Genomic DNA, 21,081 nt, shown 5'->3' on the forward strand with positions numbered 1-21,081 from the left:
CCCCCCACGGCGATGATCCGCGCGGCGGCCGCCCGGCTCGTGGTGCACAACCGGGTCTCCCCCCACAGTCGGGTGATCGGCCCGGCGGTCCGCCGCCGCGGCTGCCGGGACCCAACGGTCCCCGCCCGCAGGGTGGTCCCGTGCAGGGTGGGCGTCCGCAGGGTGGTCCGGTGCCTGGTGGACGTGGTCCGCAGGGGCCGCCGCCCGGTCGTCAGCAGGGCCCGCCGCCAGGTGGGATGCCGCCGCGTCGACCTGGTCCGCCGCCGCAGCGTCCCGGTGGGCCGGTTCCGCAGGGTGGTCCCGGCCAGGGCAGGCCGCCGCAGGGTCGGCCCGCGCAGCCGGGTCGACCGGTTCCGCCCCCGGCCAACGCCACCCAGAAACTCCCGCGTCCCGGCGCTCCCGAGGAGCCGACAGTGCGTTCGGGTGACCGGACCGTGCGCGGTGCGGGCGACGACATGGCACGCGCGAACCGCGCTGGTGGCGCCGCCGCTGCCGCGCGCGCCGGTGCGGGCCGCCGCCCCGGTGGGCCGACCAGCGGTGAGCGACGCGCCACCGCGGCAGGCGGCCCTGCCTCGGGCGAACGTCGCGCGCTCGCCGGTGATCGCCGCGCGGGCGGCACACCCCCGCCGACCGGTCCGCGCAACCGCCGCGATGGTGGCGGGGGCGACGACGGCTCGGGTAGTGATGGTGCGGTGAAGAAATCGCCGTGGCGGATCGTTCGCCGGACGCTCTACGTCTTGATGGCGCTGGCCATCGTCGTGCCGAGCGCGGTGTTCCTGGTCGCCTATACGGCGGTGTCGGTGCCGAAGCCGGGCGATCTGGAGACCAACCAGGTCGCCACGATCCTCGCCGCCGACGGCACGACCGAGATCAGCAAGGTGGTTCCGCCGCAGGGCAACCGCACCGAGGTCTCGATCGACCAGATCCCGCCGCACGTGCGCAATGCCGTGATCGCCGCCGAGGACCGCGACTTCTACACCAACCCCGGCTTCTCGGTCTCGGGCTTCGCCCGCGCCGCCCGCGACAACATCCTCGGCAAGGAAAGCGCCGGTGGTGGTTCCACGATCACCCAGCAGTACGTGAAGAACGCGCTGGTCGGTGACGAACGGTCGATGACGCGCAAGATGCACGAATTGGTGATCTCGGCCAAGATGGCGCGCCAGTGGAGCAAGGAAGACATCCTCGCCGCCTACCTGAACACGATCTACTTCGGTCGTGGCGCGTACGGCATCGACGCCGCGGCCAAGTCCTACTTCGGCAAGCCGGTGCAGGAGCTGACCGTGGCCGAGGGCGCTGTCCTCGCCGCGACCATCCAGCTGCCCTCGATGCTGGATCCGGAGAAGAACCCCACCGGCGCCAAGACGCGCTGGGAGTACGTGCTCGACGGCATGGTCGCGGAGAACAACCTGCCCGCGACCGAACGTCAGGGCATGCAGTACCCGCAGGTGGTGTCGCTGGACTCGCTCGGCGACAAGAACAACGACGAGGGCCCGTCCGGCCTGGTGAAGAACCAGGTGCTGCAGGAGCTCTCGACCGCGGGCATCAGCGAGCAGCAGCTCAACACCGAGGGCCTGCAGATCACCACCACGATCGATCCGAAGGCGCAGGACGCCGCGATCAAGGCCGCGCAGGGCAAGCTCGAGGGTGAACCCGAGAACCTGCGCACCGCGGTGGTTTCCGTCGACCCGCGCACCGGTGCGGTGCGCGCCTACTACGGCGGCAGCGACGGCCAGGGCTACGACTTCGCCAATGCCGGTCTGCCGACCGGTTCTTCGTTCAAGGCGATCGGCCTTGCCGCGAATCTCGAACAGGGCGTTCCGCTTTCGCAGCTCTACGACAGCTCGCCGATCACCGTCAACGGCATCAAGATCGGCAACGTCGAAGGCGAAGGCTGCGGCATGTGCACCATCGCCGAGGCGCTCAAGCGCTCACTGAACACCAGCTTCTACCGCATGCAGCTGGACATGCAGAACGGTCCGCAGAAGATCGCCGATATGGGCCACAAGCTCGGTATCGCCAAGGAACTGCCCGGCATCGGCGAAACGCTCACCGAGCCCGGCGGCGTCGGCCCCAACAACGGCATCGTGCTCGGCCAGTACCAGTCCCGCCCGCTCGACATGGCCTCGGCCTACGCCACGCTGGCGGCGTCGGGTGTCTATCACGCGCCGCATTTCGTGCAGCGGGTCGTGACCGCCAAGGGTGAGGTGCTGCTCGATCGCGGCGAGCCCGCCGGTGAGCAGCGAGTGAGCGCGGCCGTGGCCGACAACGTCACCGCGGCGATGAAGCCGATCGCGGCCTACTCGCGCAATCACAACCTGGCCGGTGGCCGGGAGTCCGCCGCCAAGACCGGTACCCACCAGCTCGGTGACACCGGTAACAACCGCGACGCCTGGATGGTCGGTTACACCCCGTCGCTGTCGACCGCGGTGTGGGTCGGTACCGAGCAGGGCGAACCGCTCAAGAACTACGGCGGCGGCAGCATCTACGGTTCCGGACTGCCTTCCGACATCTGGAAGTCGGCGATGGACGGCGCGCTGTCGGGCACGTCGAACGAGTCGTTCCCCAAGCCTTCCCCGATCAAGGGCCAGGCCGGTGTGCCGGAATGGTCGGCGCCCTACACCGCGCCGTCCACCAGCAATCCGGCGATCGTGCCGCCGGTGATCGTGCCCTCGCAGGTCGAGATCCTGCCCGGCATCCGGATTCCGGTGCCCGGGGTGCAGCAGCCCGCGGTGCCGCAGTCGCAGTCGACGCCCGAGACCGGTGCGGGCCCGCTGCCCGGCCAGCCGACGGCGGGGCCGGAGGGCTCGCCGACCACGCCGGCTACCCGGCCGGGCAACGGCAACGGTCAGGGCGGCGGCAACGACGACGAAAGCAGCGGCGCGGGAGCCACGCCGACCCGATCCCGGTAACCACCGGTAGCCTCGGATGTCGTGACCGATCAGCAACTCGCGGACCAGCCGGCGTCGAGTGGTACCCGGCCGGACCGCGAGGCGCAGTACGTGGCGCCCGCCCGGCTGGCACCCGACCTGCGCTCGATCGATGCGCGAGACCGGCCGAGCCGTAACGACTCGCTCACCGCGCAGCTGTCCACCGTGGTCGGCGGCCCGGTCGGCGATCACGCGCTGATCGGGCGCGTGCGGTTCTGGACGCCGCTGCGGGTGCTGTTCGCCTTCACGGTGATCTTCCTGGCGCTGGGCTGGTCGGCCAAGGCAGGCTGCATCCAGCAGACCAGCGACGGTGACGGCGGGCTGACGCTCGACTGGAACAACGGGCGTCAGTACGTGGCCATGTGCTACTCCGACACCGTGCCGCTCTACGGCGCCGAACGGCTCAACGAGGGTGCGTTCCCGTACAAGAAATCCTGGACCGAGAGCACGCCCGACGGCGGCACCGAGACCAGATACATGGAGTATCCGGTGCTTTCGGGGCTCTACCAGTACGCGGCGATGCAGATCGGCAATGTGTGGGATCACCTGCCGGTGCCCGGCGCGATGTCGGTGGTGGTGTATTTCAACGTTGTCGCACTGGGTCTTTCGGTCGGCTGGCTGATCACCGTCTGGGCGTCGTCGCGATTAGCCGGACGACGGGTCTGGGATGTGGCGCTGATCGCGTTGTCGCCCTTGGTGATCGTGCACATCTTCACCAATTTCGATGCTCTCGCAACGGCTTTCGCGGCGACCGGGCTGCTGGCATGGGCGCGGCGCAAACCTGTTCTGGCAGGCGTCCTCCTTGGACTCGGCGGGGCGGCGAAGCTGTATCCGCTGTTGCTGCTCGGGCCGATCGTGGTGCTGTGCTTACGGATCGATCCGATGCAGCGTCAGCCTGCCGCGCGGGCGGGCTTGCGCTTGCGTGATGTCGACAGTCTCGACTCCGCACGTACCTGGTTGCGGGAAACCCCCGCCAGGACCCATCTGTTCGCCTTGCGCCCGCTCGGCGCGGCCACCCTCACCGTGCTCGCCGCAGCCGGAACCTGGGCAGCGGTGAACCTGCCGATCGCCGCGCTGTACCCGGAGGGCTGGCGCGAGTTCTTCCGCCTCAACACCACCCGGCACGCCGATCCCGATTCGATCTACAACGTGATCACCTCGTTCACCGGCTGGCAAGGCTTCGACGGGGCGATCGGCCACGGCCAGCCACCGACCATCCTGAACACCGTCTCGCTGCTGGCCTTCGTCGCCGCCTGCGCGGGCATCGCCTACCTCGCGCTCACCGCACCACGGCGCCCACGCCTGACCCAGCTGTGCTTCCTCGTCGTCGCGGCCTTCCTGCTGACGAACAAGGTGTGGAGCCCGCAGTATTCGCTGTGGCTGGTGCCGCTGGCGGTCCTCGCATTACCGCACCGGCGAATCCTGTTGGCGTGGATGACGATCGACGCACTCGTCTGGGTGCCACGCATGTACTACTACCTCGGCGAGGACAACAAGGGCCTACCCGAACAGTGGTTCACCGGCACCGTCGTCCTGCGCGACCTCGCCGTCCTCGGCCTGTGCGCCCTGATCGTCTACGAAATCCTGCGCCCCCAGAACGACGTAGTCCGCCGAGACTTCGTCGACGACCCAGCAGGCGGCGTCCTCGACCGAGCCCTCGACCCACTACTCCCCTGGCTCCCCGAGTTCCTGCGCCCGAAACAGGCCACGATCAGCGCGCGACCGGTATCGGTACTGAACTGACGGAACAGGTGCGATGACGGGTTCCCCAGTGGGAGTTCGTCATCGGCGTGGCCCTACATTCGCAAGTAGCGCGCCTGGAGTTCGGGTTCGGCGGGGAGCATGTCGAGGTCGAGTTCCCAGGCGTTGCCGGTCCAGGGGTCGAACAGGGGGGTGCCGGGCATTGTGGGGAGGTGGCGGCAGGACTGGGCGAGGAGATCTACCGGTCCGTCGCCGAATTCGCCGTTGCTGCCGACGATGACCAGGGACAGGCCGATCAGGTCGCCGCGGACCATCAGTTGGCCGAGGCGGACTACGTCGCTGCCCTGGTAGCCGTGGGGGAAGTCGGCGGCGACGAGGATGCGGTGTTCGGCCGGGGGGACGGCTTGTCCACTGTTGTAAGCGATTTCGGCCAGTTCAGCGGCGTGGGCCAGTTCGGCCAGGCGGGCGGAGATGTCGCCGTGGTCGGCGATCACCGGGCCGGCCAGGAGTGGGGCGAGGGGGGTGGCGAGGGTGCGCAGGCCGCCGGTGAGGTCGATCAGGTCGACCTTGGTCGGCTTGTCGGGGATCGCGGCGACGAGGCGGGCCACCAGGGCGCCGATCACGCGTGCGGCCGCGGCGGTGGATTCGGTGTCGACCCACAGTGGCCGATTCAGTGGCACCGGAACGCAATACGGCACGCGCAGGCCGCCGCGGTCGAGTGCGTAGAGCTCGCCGAGGCGGATGCCGTCGCTGGGGGCGGCACGGGTGGTCCAGGCGGGAGCCAGCCAGGAGGCCAGTGCGGCGGGCATGGCGGCGTCGGCTTCGGCGATCTCGTGGGCGAGTTGGTCACTGTCACGGCGGTGGTTGGCGTCGGCGACGGCGGCGAGGTCGTCGTGACGGCGCTGGGCGGCGGTGCGGGCCGCGTCGGCGGCGGGGGTGTTGCGGGTCGCCGGATTCGAAACAGCTTCGGAGAGTTCCTGATCCAGGCGTTTGGTCGCGTAGTCGCGGGCCGAGACGAGCGCGGCGGCCGAGCGGGCGGCGTCTTCGAAGATCATCCACATTCGCTGCAGGCCGTGGTCGACCTCGAGCGGAATGCCGGATGCGGGAACGGGTCTCGCGACCGTCTCGGTGGGGGCGGTCGGCGGTGCGAGTGGTGCGGGCTGCCATGCCTGCGCGGGTGCGGGCTCGGGGGCGGTCACTCCGTGCGCGGTCAGCAATTGCGCCGAGCCGCCGGCGTACCCCTGACCGAGCGCCCGCAACTTCCACCCGCCACCACGCCGGTACACCTCGAGGCAGATCAGCGCACTCTCACCCGCGGTCGGCGCGATGACGAATTCAGCGGCGGGACTGCCGTTTTCGTACAGCGACGCCGTGACCGCACCGAGAGTCTGCCCGCCCGCGACGAACAACAGCACCGCATGCGCGTCGGCCCTGATCTGCGAAAGCGTCAGATCCACTGCCACACCGGCGAAGCGCACGCCGGGTGCCGAGGGCCGCGACGCGCACACATGATCGTGCACGTCGCGAACCCGCAGATCCTCGCCGACCACCAGCGCCCCGAACTCGACGGTGCCGGTGGTCTGCGCGGTGAAGCGCACGGAATCAGCGCTCAGAGCAGTGTTCTGCCCCGCTTTCAGGTGAATCACGGTATCTGCCTGCTCTGTCGCGATCTGGTGTGTCTCGGTCAACCCTCTTGGATCAATTGCCGCCGAGGAATCGGCCCAGCTGCGGCACGGCTTCGCCGGGATGCTTGGCGTTGAAGCCCTCGCCGAGCGCCTGCATCTTCCAGTCGCCGCCGACGCGGTACACCTTCGCCATCGCCATCGCGGTGAACGGCATGCCGCCCGCGAGGGTGTAGCGCGCCAGCTCACCGTTGGTGGTGCCGTCGATCAGGCGGCTGAACGCGTTCTGCACCTGCTCGAAGGAGTGGCCCTTGTACGAGGTGACGATGAACAGCAGCGTGGTGATGTGCGCGGGGATCCTGGTCAGGTCGACGAGGATCATCTCGTCGTCGCCCTCGCCCTCGCCGGTGAGGTTGTCACCCTGGTGGCGCACCGAACCGTCCTTCGACGACAGCTGGCCGTAGTAGGCCACGTCGACGAGATTCTGGTCGGCGAACAGGCAGACCGAGGCGTCGAGGTCGATATCGACCGTGCGATTGCCGAACATGCCGCGCGTGCGCACCGGATCCCAGCCGAGGCCCATCTTCACGAAGGTCAGCGCGGCGCCGCCCTCCTTGCGCAGCGTGACCCGCTGGCCCTTCTGCAGGCTGACCGGGCGATCCTTGCTCAAGCTGATCTCGCCGGGCGGCTGCTGCGGCGCGCCCTGCGCGGGCGGCGGGTAACCACCACCGGGGGGCGGCGGGTAACCACCGGGCGGCTGCTGAGCCGGACCGGGCGGCGGCGGGTAGCCACCGCCGGGCGGGGCGTAGGCGGGCGCGGGCTGCTGCGGGTAGCTGGGCGCGGACTGCGCCGGGTACGCGGGCGGAGCCTGCTGCGGCGGGGGCGGCGGGGGCGCCTGCTGCGGCGCGGCCTGCTGCGGCGCGGCCTGCTGCGGCGCGGCCTGGGCGGGCGAATCATCCACCTGCACACCGTGATCGGTGACCAGCGCGGCGAAACCGCCCGCGTAGCCCTGGCCGACCGCGCGCACCTTCCAGCTGCCCTGACGGCGGTACAGCTCGAGCGCGATCACGATCGACTCGGCGTTCAGACCGTCGATCTGGTAGCTGAACAGCTGGTTGCCCGACGCGTCGGAGACCAGCGCGGTGGGCGGGGCGAAGCGGCCGAAATTGCTGGTCGCGTCGTCGAGGGTGATCACCGCGCGGATCTGATCGATGTCGGCGGGCACCGCGGACAGCGAAACAGCAAGCGAGGCAGGCTGACCCGCGGGCCCGGGGCGTAGATCGACGCCCGGTCCACTCGGCTGGTTGTAGAAGACGAAATCAGCGTCGGTGCGGACCTTGCCCTGCTCGGTGACGAGCAGTGCGGACAGGTCGGCCGGTGCGGTGACCTGGAGCGAGATCACCACGTCACTGACGGCCAGCGGGCCGTTCTGGCCCTTGGCGAGTGTTGCAGACAAGTTCGACCCTTCGCTTGTCGTCGGTTGGGTTGTTCCACAGCAGTGCTTGTCACTCTACGAGAAACCGGGCGTACGCGTCCGTGCTCTGTGGCCCGGGCGTACTTTCCCCTGATCGGTTAGGGTGACGTCGCAGTCGGAACAGGCGGTTTGACCGCTTTCGCAGAGGGGACGGGCACACACCTGTCATGGCGCAATTGTTCGAACAATCGAAGAAAGTGATCGAGGCGCAGCTCGCGGGGACGAGTATCCGCGCGATCTCGGGCTCGATGGTGGCCTACGAAGGCAATGTGCAGTTCAAATCGGCCGGGTTCGGCGGCGGCGAGGGCGTGCTCAACGGCCTCAAGCGCCGCGCCACCGGCGAGAAACTGTCACTGATGGAGTGCAACGGCAACGGGCGAGTGTTCCTGGCGGTGAACGGACAGAACGTCACCGTGGTGAACCTGAACAACGAGACGTTGCAGGTCGAGTCGCAGCAGCTGCTGGCCTTCGCGGGGAATCTGCGCACCGATGTGCGGTTCGCCGGGGTCGGCGGGATGTCGTCGGGTGCCGGGCTGTTCACCACAACGGTCAGTGGGCAGGGCCAGGTGGCGCTGCTGTCGGCCGGTGGGCCGCTGATCCATCTCGAGGTTTCGCCGCAGTATCCGCTGATCGTGGATCCCGATGCTTTCGTCGCCTCGCGCGGCAACCTCAACCAGTCGTTCATCACCGATGTTTCCTGGCGGACGATGGTCGGACAGGATGCGGGCGAGGCGTTCTCGTTGCGGTTCGAGGGCCAGGGCGTCGTGTTGATTCAGCCGGCGGAACGGTAGAGGGATGTTCGAGAAGGTCAACAGCAAGGTCGTCAAGGTCAATGTCGGACAGGCTGGCGGCGTCGTCGCCCGCTCCGGCGCGATGTTGTTCTACACGGGCCAGGTGGCGTTCGCGCCGCACCAGATTCCCGGCGCTGGTCAAGGCATGGGCGGCGGCGGTTTGATGCGGATGGCCGGGCAGATGATGGCCGGTGAGCACGAGCGGACCATGCTCGCGCAGGGCAACGGTGAGGTCCACTACGGATTCGCCGGGCTCGAGGTGCACGTGGTGCAGATGCAGCCGGGCGCGGTGTTGCGGGCCGAGGCTTCACGGCTGCTCGCGCAGTCGGCCGGTTTGCAGGCTTCGGTGGTGTCGGTCGCCAGTTCGGGCGGTAGCGGTGGTGGCGGCGGCGGTCTGATGGGCGCGCTGCGCGGTGCCGCCGCGGGTGTCGCGACCGGGCAGGGCATGTTCACCACCCAGCTCAGCGGACAGGGTTCGGCGGTGCTGCTCGCGCACGGCGGATTCCTGGAACTGCAAGTGGGCGGGCCGAATCCGATCGTTGTCGACCCGCAGGCGTTCGTCGCCGCGTACGGCAATGTGCAGACCGAACTGAAATCCGCGATGAGCTGGCGCGACGCGGTGGGTCGCGGCGCGGGCGAGGCGATGCAATTGCATTGCCACGGACAGGGTGTGGTGTACGTGCAGGCCTCCGAAGAGAAGTTGTGAACCGATGAGCGAACTCCTCTCACCGAGCAATCTCGGTGCCAGCGACAACATTCCGGGCAACAGCTACGCCTACTGCATCGACCTGACCGGTCCGTGGTTCATGCGCAAGGGCGCGATGATCGCCTACTACGGGCAGATCGAGTTCCAGATGCTCACACACGGGCTGCAGGGCGGCATGATGCACATGGTGAGCAGCCAGTTCTCGGCGCCGCTGTTCGCCGGCGACTACGTGGTGGCGCAGGGTCACGGCAAGCTGATCATCGGCGACCGCGGGTACGACATCAATTCCTACGATCTCGAGGAAGGCAACCTCACCATCCGTGGTGCGAATCTGCTGGCCTTCGAGCCGGGTCTGGCGTTGAAGCAGTCGATCGTGCCCGGATTCCTCACGCTGATCGGGACCGGCAAGTTCCTCGCCTCGTCCAATGGTCCGGTGATGTTCGCCGAACCGCCGCTGCGCGTCGACCCCGAATCCCTGGTCGGATGGGCTGACTGCCCATCACCAAGTCACCACTACGACCAGGGCTGGATCGGCAGCTTCCTCGCGGCGGGTGCGGCCAGGATGGGCGCCAACTCGGGCGAGGAACGGCAGTTCGACTTCACCGGTGCGGGGACCGTGCTGATCCAGTCGACCGAGAAGATCATGAGCGACAACGCGCTGGTGCGCACGATCGAGGGACAGCTGCAAAGTGGTGTCACGGTCGGTGGGTTGCAGCGGATTCAAGGTGTGATCGCCCAGCAGTTGGCTGGTCAGCAGCAGCACTACTGAGTTACAGCGAAACCCGGGCGCCGTTGTAGCGCCCGGGTTTCCGGCTGTTCTAGGCCGGAACTGCGGTGCGCTGCGCCGCGGCGTGGAACCACTCGAGGATTTCCTCGCCTGCCAGGATTCCGGTCGCCGCGGTGACGGTCAGGTTGGGTGCGGTGAAATTCAGTTCTTCCAGCTCGCCGTGGCGTGGGCGGATCGCGGCGTCGGCCGCCTTCAGCATTTCCGCATCCAGCGCACCATCGCCGGCCGTGAAAAGTGTTGCCCCGCTGGTCAATTCGCCGGCCTCGACCAGCCGCTTGCGTACTTCGGCGACAGCGAGACTCTTGCAGACGGCGTCGGGCATCGTGTAGATCTTGCGACCCTGCTGAGAGGCGGACCAGCCGTTGGCGCGACACCAGGTGTCCCATTCGGCGAGGAAACCGGCGGGGACCGCGTCGGGTCGGACCACCAGGTAGCAGAACAGTTCGTCGGCCTCGCGGTACTTGGTGACCCAGGAATCGTCTATGCGGGAGCGTAATTCGGCGCCTACGTCGGCGAGGGTGGATCCGGAGGCATTGACCTGGTCGTCGATGGCGACGCGCCAGGCAGGGTCAGGGATGCCGTCGACGAGGATGTTGCCGCCGTTGCTGGTGATCGCGTAGCGCCAGGGGGCGCCCGGCAGGGTGATGCGCTGGAACTGTTCGATCGTGCGGGTAGTCGTGGGGATCACCGGGGCGATCGCGGCGAGCTCGCGCAGGGCGGTGATGGCGGTGCTGGTCATGTAGGAGAGGGGTTCGCCCTCGTAGTACTCGACGCATTCCTTCGCGACGGCTTCGGCACCACCGAAGCCGTTGCGGGAGAAGATCATCGTGCGATCGAGATCGGTCGCGAAGAGGGACTCGGCGGTCACCGGGGTAACTCCTTGATCAGGCCCATGCAGGAATAGGCCAGGTCGGGGACCACTTCCACCGGGACGTTGCGCGCCGCGGCGAGCAGGCGGATGTGGGCGTGCTCCGGTGCGTCTGCCTCGCGGACCAGCACCCGCCACGGTACCCGGCGCAACAGCACGCGGGTGGTCTCGCCGACGCCGGGCTTCACGTAATTGACTGTGCTGATGTCGTACTCGGCACGGACCTTCTCCACCGAGGCCCACCCGGACCAGTCCGGGGTGCGATCGGAATCCTGGATCGCGGCGACGGCGGCAGGCACCTGGTCGCTGATCGCGCCGAAAGCCGCTGTGACGGTGTTGATCAGCTGGTTCGAGACATCGGCGCCGATGAGGTCGCGGTAGAACTTGGCGCCGTGGAACTCGCCGGGGCCGATCAGGGTTTCGTTGAGAACCGTGCGCGAGACCAAGCCGGAGACAGTCGAATTCAGGCAGGCCGAGGCGATGAGGAAGTCGTCGCGGGTGCCGTAGGTGCGCACGCAATTGGCGGGGTCGGCCAGGACTACGAGCTCGTCGTTGAACCGGGCGCCACCGGCCGCGTGATAGGCATCGAGGGCGGCGGTGAGTTCGTGGGTGATCGCGCCCTTGCCGGTCCAGCCGTCGACGAAGACGATCGAGGCCGGATCGTGGTGGCGGGCGAGGTAGTCCAGCGCCACAGCGTCGATGCCGCGATCACGCACGATCGAGACCGCGTAATGCGGCACGACCAGTGGTTCGCGGCCGATACCGCTGACGAGCCACCGGCGCATGAGCACTCCGACGGGGGTGCCCGCCCTGGCCAGCGAGACCAGCACAACATTCTCACCGCGTTCGGCGACAACGAGTTCGGCCACGGTCGCCACCGCCAGCGCCAGTCGCTCAGCGCTGTCGGCGAGCACACGATCGAAGAGCTCGCGGTATTCGGCGTCGGGCTGGAACTCCACCGGCAGTGACTCGGCGTAATGGGCCACACCGGCTTGGATGCGCCGTTCACGTTCGGTCACATCGGCTTCCAGATCGGCGTCGGAGAGATCCTTCAGCAGCCACGAAACATCCTCGGGCGCATAGGAACCGAATTCGGGTCCGTGCAGGGCCGAGGGCAGCGGACGAGCACGTGGCGCCGGCGCGGCTACCTGCTCGGCGGTCCGGCCCGCATGCAGCGCACGGGGATTCGCGCCGGGGAGGACCGCGATCAAGACGTCGGCACCCGATGCGGTGAGGACGTCGACCAGTCCGCCGGGGGCGACCAGCTCCGGGGTGTCGGCGGGGGGATCGATGACGACCAGCAGGACCGGGTCCGCGTCGGGCCACTGGGCGTTGTAGAGGTAGCGCTGGGCGGTGGGGTCGGGTTCCGGGGCGGTGAAGCGGAAGCCACGGCGGAGGGGGTAGCCGGGTTCGTCGAGGACGTATGCCGGTGAGCGGGTGGTCGTTTGGAAGCGGGTGGGGGTCCCCGCGTCGGCCAGGTCGGCGGCCAGGCGCAGAGGGAGGTACATGAGTTCTTCGTGACCGATGACGATGACCGGGCGGCCGGCGAACTCGGCCTCGAGGCGGGCGTTCACCTCGTCGGCAATGGATTTCACCGCGACATCGAAAGCCGCGTTGTCCGAGCGCAGGGTGCCGTGGCGGCCGCCTTCGGGAACATCCGCAGGCCACGACAATTCGACGCGGCCGTACGAACCCGGCTGGGCTGCCACCGGATTCAGCTGCGGATCGGGCAAGTTCGTGACGGTTTCGATCAGTTCGGCGGGCAATTCGGTGCGACCGGAGGCCAGGCAGACCGTGTCGATGCGCGCGCCGAGTTCGGCTGCGGCAGCTTCGAATTTGATCCGATCGGCGGGGGTGCGCATGTCCACCAGCGAGGCCAGGACGTAATGCGAGCGCGGCGCGAAGGCATGCAGGGCGCGGACCGCGTCGATGGCGGTGTCACCGGTGGAGATCTCGTCGTCGACCAGCACCAGCGGCAGATCGTTGGCGAAGATCGCGGCGGGCGCGGGCTGGAGCAGATGCGAGGTGGCGTGCGAGTGGCCTTCTTCGAAACCGGTCAGCGTGGTGGCTCGCGGCTCGTGCCTGCGAGTGGAGTGCAGGTAGCAGCCCGCGTCGATTCGCGCGGCCACACAGTGACCCAAACCGGTAGCGGTCTCGGCGAATCCGAGCACCACAGCTTCCCGAGCACCCAGCACCTCACGCACCAGATCAGCCAGGCGGTTACCGGCACCGATCACAATGCGCGGATCGGTCGGCAGGTGCTTGCCCAACACCGTGGACACCAGCAGATGCGCCCGGCGCGGATTGCGGCGCAGACCCGGCTGCACCAGCGCGCCGATCGACAGCTCACCCGTGGCCACACTTTCGGCGGACAGCGCTACGAACCCATCGTCAGCCCGCACGTCCTCGGCCGAGCACGCGACGAACGACTCACCGTGATGCAGCTCGATACCGAGATGGACTGTCGCCCAAGGCCGTACGGCACTCATTCGGCGATCATCGCTGTCAGCAAGTCCACGAAAGACACTCCCTTGTTCGCGACCCCGAACGCACGGGCCCGAACCATCGTCTGGCGGGCCCAACTGCGGTGTGGGCGCATCTCGTTCATCTTGTTGCGGTATTCCGAGGCCGCGACGCCACCGACATCGGCGGACATGATGTCGAGCGCGTCGGCGTACTCCTCGTGGGTCACCACCTGCATCGCGTGCACGACGGGCACATGCGAGGGGTGGATCACCGTCTTGCCCTGGATGCCGTTGGCGCGGTCGAGGGTGATCTCGCGCAGCAGGCCGTCGAGGTCACGGCTCACCAGGTACTGGCGAAACTTCACCGCGTCGGATTCCTCGAACGGCGCGCTGCGCAGCTGCGGCCGGAACATCCGCTCGTGATCGGCGAAGTACTCCCAGACCGGACCGGTGATGATGAAGCCGGTGCCGTCGACGCGCCCGAGGTAGTTGACGATGTCGGCGATCACGTCGGCGACCACCCGCACGTCGTAGATCGTGAGGTCGCGGTCGCGGCGAATGCCGAAGGTCGAGCACATGTCGGTGGCGCCGATGCGCACGGCCAGCAGCTGTTCACGATGCTCGGCGAGCAGTTCGGCGATGCGCGAGAGCTGCTCGTCGCGGGTCTGGCGGTGCACCAGCTTCGCCGATTCGAGCACCGGCATCGCGTAGACGGGGCGGCCGAGGGTGCGGTTCGCGTCGTCGAGGGCGGCCAGGTAGGCGGGTCCGCTCACGGCGTCGAACTTGGGGAACACGAAGCCGGTGAGCACATCGGCACCCGGCCCGAGCGCCGAGACCAGCTCGCCGACCGACGCCGCGTCGCGCACCCGGATGAACAGCATCGGGTTCGCGTCTTCGCTGCGGGCCAGCAGGTCGAGGGTGTCGACCGCATGCTGTTTGGCGGCCTCCACCTGGTGATCGGCGACGGCGTCCTCGAGGTCGATCACCATCGAGCACACCCCGCGCGCGGCCCGTCGGCGGATCGTCGCGGTGAGGTCGGGGCGGGTCGCGGGCACATACAGGGTCGCGCCGAGCGCGGTCGCCAACAGCTCCCGGTCGTCGTGGCCCCGGATCGGATCCGGTTCGACCAGGAACAACTCCCGTCTGCGCGGGCCCTGCAACTGCTGGAAATGGCGCAGCGGTACCTGCTTACGCAAGCAAACTTCCGGTGCGATGGCGTAGCCCGCGGTCATTCCCCCCACCTCATCTGTCGGCCCATGTCATTTCTACTTGTCGGAAACGTGTTTTCTGATGCGCTCGACCACTCCGGCGATGAACTCTGCGACGGTCCGCAGCTCCGTAACATACGCCCAATAGTCTGGATGACGACCCGTCAGTCCAGCTGTAATGCGATCGAGGCGTTCTACTTGTGCATCGAGAACCGAGCCCCACTCGGCGACCAGACCTCGGTCGACCGCGAGCATCTGCGCGTCCCGCAGCCGGAATCGTACGGTGCGCGCCTGAGCTTCGGGGTCGCTACGTACCTCTCGTAACAATTCGAGACGCCGGGTGACGGCGTCGACCAACTGTTCGGCCTCGGCGAGGTACTCGCGTGCGCTGGCGGTCAAGTCAAGGGCGGTCTCCGGATTCCGATCGGCTGCCGCGACGCGCGCGCCGACCAGCGCTTCGTCGGCGGCGTCCATGCCACGACGGCTTTCCCGCTCATTGTTGGTCAAGTCCGCCGAACTCGCAGCGCTGAACTCGCGCAACAGCGCGGAGTAAGCCGGTCCGAGCGCGCCGGCGCGATTACGCACAGCCGCCAGCCTCGTGGTCACCGAGGCGATCGCGTTGGCGGCCGCCGAGGCACGAGAAGGCGCCTGCGCCAACGCATTCGATAGTTCAGCCGTCGCCTGCTGTACCTGTGCCGCGGCCTCGCGCGCACCCGCCACCGCCGTACCGGGATCGGTCGAGGAGGCTGTGAGCAGAGCCTCATCCAGCCTCCTTACACCGCCTTCGACAGAGGGGTATTTCGTGAACCCGGACGACGCGGCCGCGGCCAGCACCTGCTCGGCCTCGGCACGCACATGGGTCAGCAGTTGCGGCACCGACGCCCGCACGGTCGCGGCTTCGGCGAGGCCGTTGCGGTGCGCGTTGTAGAACTCGTCGACCCCGCGTGCGGCGTCGTTCAGCTGCCGCACCAGCACGTCGGCCCTGGCCGGGCCGTCGGCGATCGGGGTGCCCGCGGCCTCGGCGGCGTCGAGCTCATCGGTGAAACTCAGATACGCGCCCGCCGCGGCGTAGCACCGCGCCCGCACCGGCTCCCAGACAGCGCCGATCCGGCGCTCGGGAAAGACCTGCTCACTGGCCAACACACCCGCCTCCGCCGCCGACTGCCTGCGATCCATATCCAGGAAGGCCGCCGACGTCGTGGCCCGCGCCCCGCTGATCCACTCATGATCGGCCCCGGACCTGAACCATCCGCGTCTGCGAGGTGTCACCGGCACGTCCCCTTTCCGAACCGCGCATACGGTTCGCCCACTCACTGCCGTCGATGGTAGGAGATTCACCCCGTTAACCTGGGCTGCAGACGGTTCCTACGCAAGATCCGCGAAACCTATTACTGTCGTAGCGGTACCCGGCGATTCGGACATGCTGGGAAACGACACACCGGACTAACCGAAGGGATTCCCGCATGGGTGTCAGTCTGTCCAAGGGCGGCAACGTTTCGCTGACCAAAGAGGCCCCGAACTTGACCGCGGTCTCGGTCGGCCTCGGCTGGGACGTGCGCACCACCACCGGCACCGACTTCGACCTCGACGCGAGCGCCATCGCGACCGGCGCCGACAAGAAGGTCGTCTCCGACAAGCACTTCGTCTTCTTCAACAATCTGAAGTCGCCCGAAGGCGCCATCGAGCACGCAGGCGACAACACCACCGGTGAGGGCGAAGGCGACGACGAGGTCATCAACGTCGACCTGGCCAACACCCCGCCGACGATCGAGAGCATCTTCTTCCCGGTATCGATCTACGATGCCGAGACCCGCTCGCAGTCGTTCGGCCAGGTGCGCAACGCCTACATCCGCGTGGTCGATCGGGCCAACGGCACCGAGCTCGCCCGCTACGACCTGTCCGAGGACGCTTCGACCGAGACCGCCATGGTCTTCGGCGAGCTGTACCGCAACGGTGCAGAATGGAAGTTCCGCGCTGTCGGTCAGGGCTACGCCTCCGGCCTGTCCGGTATCGCTCGCGACTACGGCGTCAACGTCTAGTCATCATCGCGAACAGGGGGCTCGACACATCGGGCCCCCTGTTCGTGCGAAACAGAAAGGTCCCTCCGCGTGATAACGCGCATCTTCGGCCTGTCCATCGCCATCACGGTGGTCTCGCTGGTCGTGGCCTACCTCTACGGCGGCTTGACCGCTCTCGCACTGTGCGCCATCCTCGGCATTCTCGAGGTGTCGCTGTCGTTCGACAACGCCGTCATCAACGCCACCGTCCTGGAACGGATGAGCGAGTTCTGGCAGCGGATCTTCCTGACTATCGGCGTGCTGATCGCCGTGTTCGGTATGCGTCTGGTGTTCCCGCTCGCCATCGTGTGGGTCACCGCCGGACTGAACCCCGTCGAGGCCTTCGATCTGGCCCTCAACCCGCCGGCGAACGACGCTCCCACCTTCGCTGACGGCAGCCCCAGCTACGAGACCCTGCTCACCGACGCGCACCCGCAGATCGCGGCGTTCGGTGGCATGTTCCTGGCGCTGCTGTTCCTGAACTTCATCTTCGAGGAACGCGAGCACACCTGGCTGAGCTGGATCGAGAAGCCGCTGGCCAAAGCGGGCAAGCTCGACATGCTCTCGGTGGTCGTGTCCGGTACCGGTCTGGTGCTGGTCGCGGAGTTCCTCGCCGACGCCGACGATCGTTCGACCGTGCTGGTCGCCGGTCTGCTCGGCATGATCGTCTACATCCTGGTCGACGGACTCGGTTCGATGTTCCACACCGAGGAGTTCGAAGAGGGACCGCAGGGTGGCCCGTCCACGCTGGTCAAGGCGACCGGTAAGGCCGCCTTCTTCCTGTTCCTTTACCTGGAAGTGCTCGACGCCTCGTTCTCCTTCGACGGTGTGATCGGCGCGTTCGCGATCACCTCCGACCCGATCATCATCGCGCTCGGCCTCGGCCTGATCGGTGCGATGTTCGTCCGGTCGATCACGGTGTACCTGGTTCGCCAGGGCACGCTGTCGGATTACGTGTACCTCGAGCACGGCGCCCACTGGGCGATCGGCGCGCTGGCGACGATCCTGCTGATCTCGATCGGCGTGCACGTCAACGAGCTCATCACTGGTCTCGTCGGCGTGGCGTTCATCGGCGCGGCGCTCATCTCCAGTGTCCTGCGCAACCGCAAGGCCGAGCCTGACGCAGTGGAAGACGCCAAGGAATCCACTCCGGTCAGCTGATCGGCGAACCACAACGGCGGCGAGTCCCTTTCCGGGATCCGCCGCCGTTGTCGTTTACGCGGGTTGCAGTCGGCGTCCCGGTTCGGTGCTCGGTACGACACACGGACCGCGCATTCTCGCTCGCAGGAAGACGAAGAACAGGGTGATCAACAGAGCGGTGCGCAGCCACACGCCGAACTGGACGATCCCTTCCATCAGCTCGACGCCTTCGCCCTCACCCAGCGCGGCGAAGTACCGGAACACCCCGACGCCCACCGCCGCGTCGGCCACCAGATACGCCGCGACCAGCGACCACGGCACCTCCAGCAACACCAGGAACGGAATTATCCACAGGGTGTACTGGGGCGAATGCACCTTGTGGAAAAGCATGAACGCGGCCAGCATCGCCCCGCTCACGCCCACCCACGGGTACGCCGAATTCGGGGTCCAGCGCCGCCAGCCAAGCCACATGGCCAGCGCGAACCCGCCGAAGATCAACGCGGGCGAGGCGATCGAGACCGCGTCGTGCCAGGTCTGCGTCGTTTCCGCCGCGCGACCGAAGATCAGCTGGTGACCCCAGTACCAGATCGAGTTGGTGGTGATGTCGGCCTGGCGCAACTGCTGGAAGGTGATCGAGGCGCGCCAGCCTTCCGGCCCGGCCAGCATGAACGGCAGGTTCACCGCCAAGACCGTGCCCATCGCGGCGAGCAGGGTCTGCGCGGCACCCGCCACATCGAGCTCGCCGATCCGGCGCCGACCGCGCGGGGCGCCCTCGGTGAGCACATAGATCGCGAGCGGGAGCACGAAGATTCCCGGATAGAGCTTGAGACAGAAGCCCAGCGCGAGCAGTACCGCGGCGATGATTCCGCGAGTTCGCACAGACAGGCCGGTCAGCATCGTCATCACGTAGACCGCCGCCACCGCCGTACAGACCACCGGCAGTTCCCAGTTGTGGAATGCGTAGAACACCAGCGGCGGGCCGATCGCCCAGAGCAGCGCCGCCGGGCCCGCGATCCGGGCCAGCATCCAGGCGGTGAGCAGGGCGAACGGCGCGAGCAGCAGCGCCGAGTGCCACAGGAAGTCGGCGTCGTTGTCCACCCCGATGGCACCTGCCCACATCAGCACGCCGCTGAGCACGGGATACTCCACCGCGCCGCCGGTCAGCGCGCCGTCTTCGGTGATCGCGCCGTCGACATACGGGAACACGTGGTTGTCGATATCGCGGCCGAGCCAGAGGAATTGGATGTCGGAGTAGCAGACCTGCGAGTCCTTGCGCTCCTCGAAGACCAGGCTGCGCCCGGATTCGTCGATCGCGCCGCCCGCGCACCTGGCCTTGTTGGCGTAGGCCAGCGCGAGGGTGAGTCCGCACAGCACCATCACCAGGATGCTCATGGTCGCAGCCCACGTCGCGCCGCGTTGAACTGCGCGCTGCCGCGGGCCGACTGTGGTCATGCCGACCACATTAAGCGGCGGTTCCACGATCGTCGGCGCACACCCGCGGCGGGCATCGATTTCGCTGGTCACCACCCGCTCATGTAGCCTTGGCGGGTTGCTGACGCAACGAACCCTCCTGCCATGGAGAGTCCATGGCCGTTTCCTAGTCCACAGGAGGTGATTGGTCCGTGCGTCAATATGAAGTAATGGTCATCCTCGACCCGAGCCTGGACGAGCGCATCGTCGGGCAGTCCCTGGATACCCTGCTCACGGTCGTCAAGACCGAGGGCGGCAACGTCGACAAGGTCGACATCTGGGGCCGCCGCCGGCTCGCCTACGAAATCGCCAAGCAGGCCGAAGGCATCTACGCGATCGTCAACCTGACCGCGACCCCGGCCACCGTGAGCGAACTCGACCGCCAGCTGGGCCTGAACGAGACGGTGCTGCGCACCAAGGTTCTGCGCAACGACAAGTAGTCCGCACCCTTCTCACCATTTGTGTCAGAGCTTGGCTTTAGGCTCGAGCGCAAATCCCGAGATTGCGGACTGCACCCCGAGCAGGAGGAACCCCATGGCAGGCGACACGGTCATAACCGTCATCGGAAACTTGACGGCAGACCCGGAGCTTCGTTTCACGCCCGCAGGTGCGGCGGTGGCTAATTTCACCGTCGCGTCGACTCCCCGTGTGTTCGATCGCAATTCGAACGAGTGGAAAGACGGCGAGGCGCTGTTCCTGCGCTGCAACATCTGGCGTGAGGCAGCGGAGAACGTCGCCGAAAGTCTGACCCGAGGCGCTCGCGTCATCGTGAGCGGTCGGCTCAAGCAGCGCTCCTACGAAACCCGCGAGGGTGAGAAGCGCACTGTGGTCGAGCTCGAGGTCGACGAAGTCGGTCCCTCGCTGCGTTACGCGACGGCGAAGGTCTCCAAGGCCGGTCGCGGTGGCGGAGGCGGCGGTGGCGGCTTCAGTGGTGGTGGTTCCGGCAATGCCGGTGGTGGATCTAGCGCAGGCGGCTACAACGCCAACAATGGCGGCGGACGTCCGGCCGCTGGCAGCAATGCCGGTGGCGACGACGATCCGTGGGGTAGCGCGCCCGCGGCCGGCTCCTTCGGGGGCGGCGGCCGCATGGATGACGAACCGCCGTTCTGATCGAACGGCACTCATAGTACGGAGAGAAAAACCATGCCTAAAGCGCCCGCGCGCGAAAAGGTACTGAAGAAGAAGGCCTGTGCTTTCTGCAAGGAAGCAAAGTCCGGAATCGTCAATATCGATTACAAGGACACCACGCTGCTGCGTAAGTACGTCAGCGATCGCGGCAAGATCCGCGCTCGCCGCGTCACCGGCAACTGCGTGCAGCACCAGCGTGACATCGCTGTCGCCGTCAAGAACTCGCGTGAGGTGGCTCTGCTTCCTTACGTGTCGACCGCTCGCTGAGAAAGGGAGTCACACAGATGAAGCTCATCCTCACCGCTGATGTCGACAACCTCGGCGCCCCCGGCGACCTTGTCGAGGTCAAGGACGGCTACGGCCGTAACTTCCTGCTGCCCCGCGGTCTGGCCATCCAGGCCACCCGTGGCGCCCAGAAGCAGGTCGACGGAATCCGTCGCGCCCAGGACGCCCGCAAGGTGCGCGACCTGGATCACGCCAACGAGCTGAAGCAGGCCATCGAGGGCCTCGCCGAGGTCAAGCTGGCCGTGAAGACCGCCGACAGCGGCAAGCTGTTCGGTTCGGTCACCACCACCGACGTGGCTTCGGCCATCAAGGCGGCCGGTGGCCCCGTGGTGGACAAGCGCAGCATCGAGCTGCCGAAGTCGCACATCAAGGCGACCGGTAAGCACGGCATCGTGGTGCACCTGCACCCCGATGTGGCTGCGAAGTTCAACCTCGAGGTTGCTGCGAACTGA

18 protein-coding genes are annotated in these 21,081 nt (G+C 67.5%); 11 read left to right on the forward strand and 7 right to left on the reverse strand.

Annotated elements, in window-relative coordinates; all coding sequences use genetic code 11:
- The first annotated feature begins 740 nt into the window (after positions 1-740).
- The gene (locus tag ACQHI0_RS27760) at positions 741-2,909 is read left to right on the forward strand and encodes a transglycosylase domain-containing protein (RefSeq protein ID WP_427909317.1); all 2,169 of its coding nucleotides are present in this window, start codon (positions 741-743) and stop codon (positions 2,907-2,909) included.
- Positions 2,910-2,930: 21 nt separating this feature from the next.
- The gene (locus ACQHI0_RS27765; RefSeq protein WP_427904728.1) at positions 2,931-4,670 is read left to right on the forward strand and encodes a glycosyltransferase family 87 protein; all 1,740 of its coding nucleotides are present in this window, start codon (positions 2,931-2,933) and stop codon (positions 4,668-4,670) included.
- Positions 4,671-4,723: 53 nt separating this feature from the next.
- Here the strand turns inward: ACQHI0_RS27765 and ACQHI0_RS27770 are convergent, their stop codons facing one another.
- The gene (locus ACQHI0_RS27770; protein WP_427904729.1) at positions 4,724-6,274 is read right to left on the reverse strand and encodes a TerD family protein; all 1,551 of its coding nucleotides are present in this window, start codon (positions 6,272-6,274) and stop codon (positions 4,724-4,726) included.
- A 52-nt stretch (positions 6,275-6,326) separates the two neighbouring features.
- Positions 6,327-7,706, reverse strand: a complete 1,380-nt coding sequence (locus tag ACQHI0_RS27775; RefSeq protein ID WP_427904730.1) for a TerD family protein — start codon at positions 7,704-7,706, stop codon at positions 6,327-6,329.
- Between the two features lie 185 nt (positions 7,707-7,891).
- On the opposite strand from ACQHI0_RS27775, the gene ACQHI0_RS27780 reads away from it, so the two are divergent.
- The 3 genes from ACQHI0_RS27780 to ACQHI0_RS27790 are packed head-to-tail and all read left to right on the forward strand — an operon-like array spanning position 7,892 to position 9,990.
- Complete coding sequence (locus ACQHI0_RS27780; RefSeq protein ID WP_427904731.1) at positions 7,892-8,515, forward strand: AIM24 family protein; 624 nt, start codon at positions 7,892-7,894, stop codon at positions 8,513-8,515.
- A gap of 4 nt (positions 8,516-8,519) precedes the next feature.
- Positions 8,520-9,221 carry an AIM24 family protein gene (locus ACQHI0_RS27785; protein ID WP_378634877.1) on the forward strand — a complete coding sequence of 234 codons (702 nt, stop codon included), beginning with the start codon at positions 8,520-8,522 and terminating at the stop codon, positions 9,219-9,221.
- A 4-nt stretch (positions 9,222-9,225) separates the two neighbouring features.
- Positions 9,226-9,990 carry an AIM24 family protein gene (locus ACQHI0_RS27790; protein WP_427904732.1) on the forward strand — a complete coding sequence of 255 codons (765 nt, stop codon included), beginning with the start codon at positions 9,226-9,228 and terminating at the stop codon, positions 9,988-9,990.
- Positions 9,991-10,039: 49 nt separating this feature from the next.
- Here the strand turns inward: ACQHI0_RS27790 and ACQHI0_RS27795 are convergent, their stop codons facing one another.
- Genes ACQHI0_RS27795 through ACQHI0_RS27810 form a run of 4 tightly spaced genes read right to left on the reverse strand, consistent with a single transcriptional unit; the run spans position 10,040 to position 15,818 of the window.
- A complete protein-coding gene (locus ACQHI0_RS27795) occupies positions 10,040-10,834 on the reverse strand; it encodes an HAD family hydrolase (protein WP_427909318.1) in 795 nt (264 codons plus the stop codon).
- Positions 10,835-10,872: 38 nt separating this feature from the next.
- Positions 10,873-13,365 (reverse strand): phosphoribosyltransferase, encoded by a 2,493-nt coding sequence (locus tag ACQHI0_RS27800; protein WP_427904733.1) that lies wholly within the window; start codon positions 13,363-13,365, stop codon positions 10,873-10,875.
- The gene (locus ACQHI0_RS27805; RefSeq protein ID WP_427904734.1) at positions 13,362-14,573 is read right to left on the reverse strand and encodes an HpcH/HpaI aldolase/citrate lyase family protein; all 1,212 of its coding nucleotides are present in this window, start codon (positions 14,571-14,573) and stop codon (positions 13,362-13,364) included. Before ACQHI0_RS27805 ends, ACQHI0_RS27800 begins: the two co-directional genes overlap by 4 nt.
- Positions 14,574-14,606: 33 nt before the next feature.
- Positions 14,607-15,818, reverse strand: a complete 1,212-nt coding sequence (locus ACQHI0_RS27810) for a hypothetical protein (protein ID WP_427904735.1) — start codon at positions 15,816-15,818, stop codon at positions 14,607-14,609.
- 194 nt (positions 15,819-16,012) lie between these two features.
- Here ACQHI0_RS27810 and ACQHI0_RS27815 point away from each other — a divergent pair, with 194 nt between their 5' ends.
- Both ACQHI0_RS27815 and ACQHI0_RS27820 read left to right on the forward strand, forming a co-directional pair.
- Positions 16,013-16,588, forward strand: a complete 576-nt coding sequence (locus tag ACQHI0_RS27815) for a TerD family protein (protein WP_056823921.1) — start codon at positions 16,013-16,015, stop codon at positions 16,586-16,588.
- A 69-nt stretch (positions 16,589-16,657) separates the two neighbouring features.
- Positions 16,658-17,767, forward strand: coding sequence for a DUF475 domain-containing protein (locus ACQHI0_RS27820; RefSeq protein WP_427904736.1), 1,110 nt, complete (start codon positions 16,658-16,660; stop codon positions 17,765-17,767).
- A 54-nt stretch (positions 17,768-17,821) separates the two neighbouring features.
- Here the strand turns inward: ACQHI0_RS27820 and ACQHI0_RS27825 are convergent, their stop codons facing one another.
- Entirely contained in the window at positions 17,822-19,198 is a 1,377-nt protein-coding gene (locus tag ACQHI0_RS27825) for a glycosyltransferase family 87 protein (protein ID WP_427904737.1), read from the reverse strand.
- Positions 19,199-19,368: 170 nt separating this feature from the next.
- Between ACQHI0_RS27825 and rpsF the strand changes: the two genes are divergently transcribed.
- The 4 genes from rpsF (at position 19,369) to rplI (ending at position 21,081) form a co-directional block, all read left to right on the forward strand.
- Positions 19,369-19,656: a 30S ribosomal protein S6 gene (gene rpsF, locus ACQHI0_RS27830; protein WP_056823926.1), complete on the forward strand. Its 288-nt coding sequence runs from the start codon at positions 19,369-19,371 to the stop codon at positions 19,654-19,656.
- Between the two features lie 94 nt (positions 19,657-19,750).
- A complete protein-coding gene (locus tag ACQHI0_RS27835; protein WP_427904738.1) occupies positions 19,751-20,326 on the forward strand; it encodes a single-stranded DNA-binding protein in 576 nt (191 codons plus the stop codon).
- A 33-nt stretch (positions 20,327-20,359) separates the two neighbouring features.
- Positions 20,360-20,611, forward strand: a complete 252-nt coding sequence (gene rpsR, locus ACQHI0_RS27840) for a 30S ribosomal protein S18 (protein ID WP_056823934.1) — start codon at positions 20,360-20,362, stop codon at positions 20,609-20,611.
- A 17-nt stretch (positions 20,612-20,628) separates the two neighbouring features.
- Positions 20,629-21,081: a 50S ribosomal protein L9 gene (rplI, locus tag ACQHI0_RS27845; protein WP_427904739.1), complete on the forward strand. Its 453-nt coding sequence runs from the start codon at positions 20,629-20,631 to the stop codon at positions 21,079-21,081.

Source organism: Nocardia sp. FBN12, from assembly GCF_050320175.1.
Lineage (GTDB): Bacteria > Actinomycetota > Actinomycetes > Mycobacteriales > Mycobacteriaceae > Nocardia.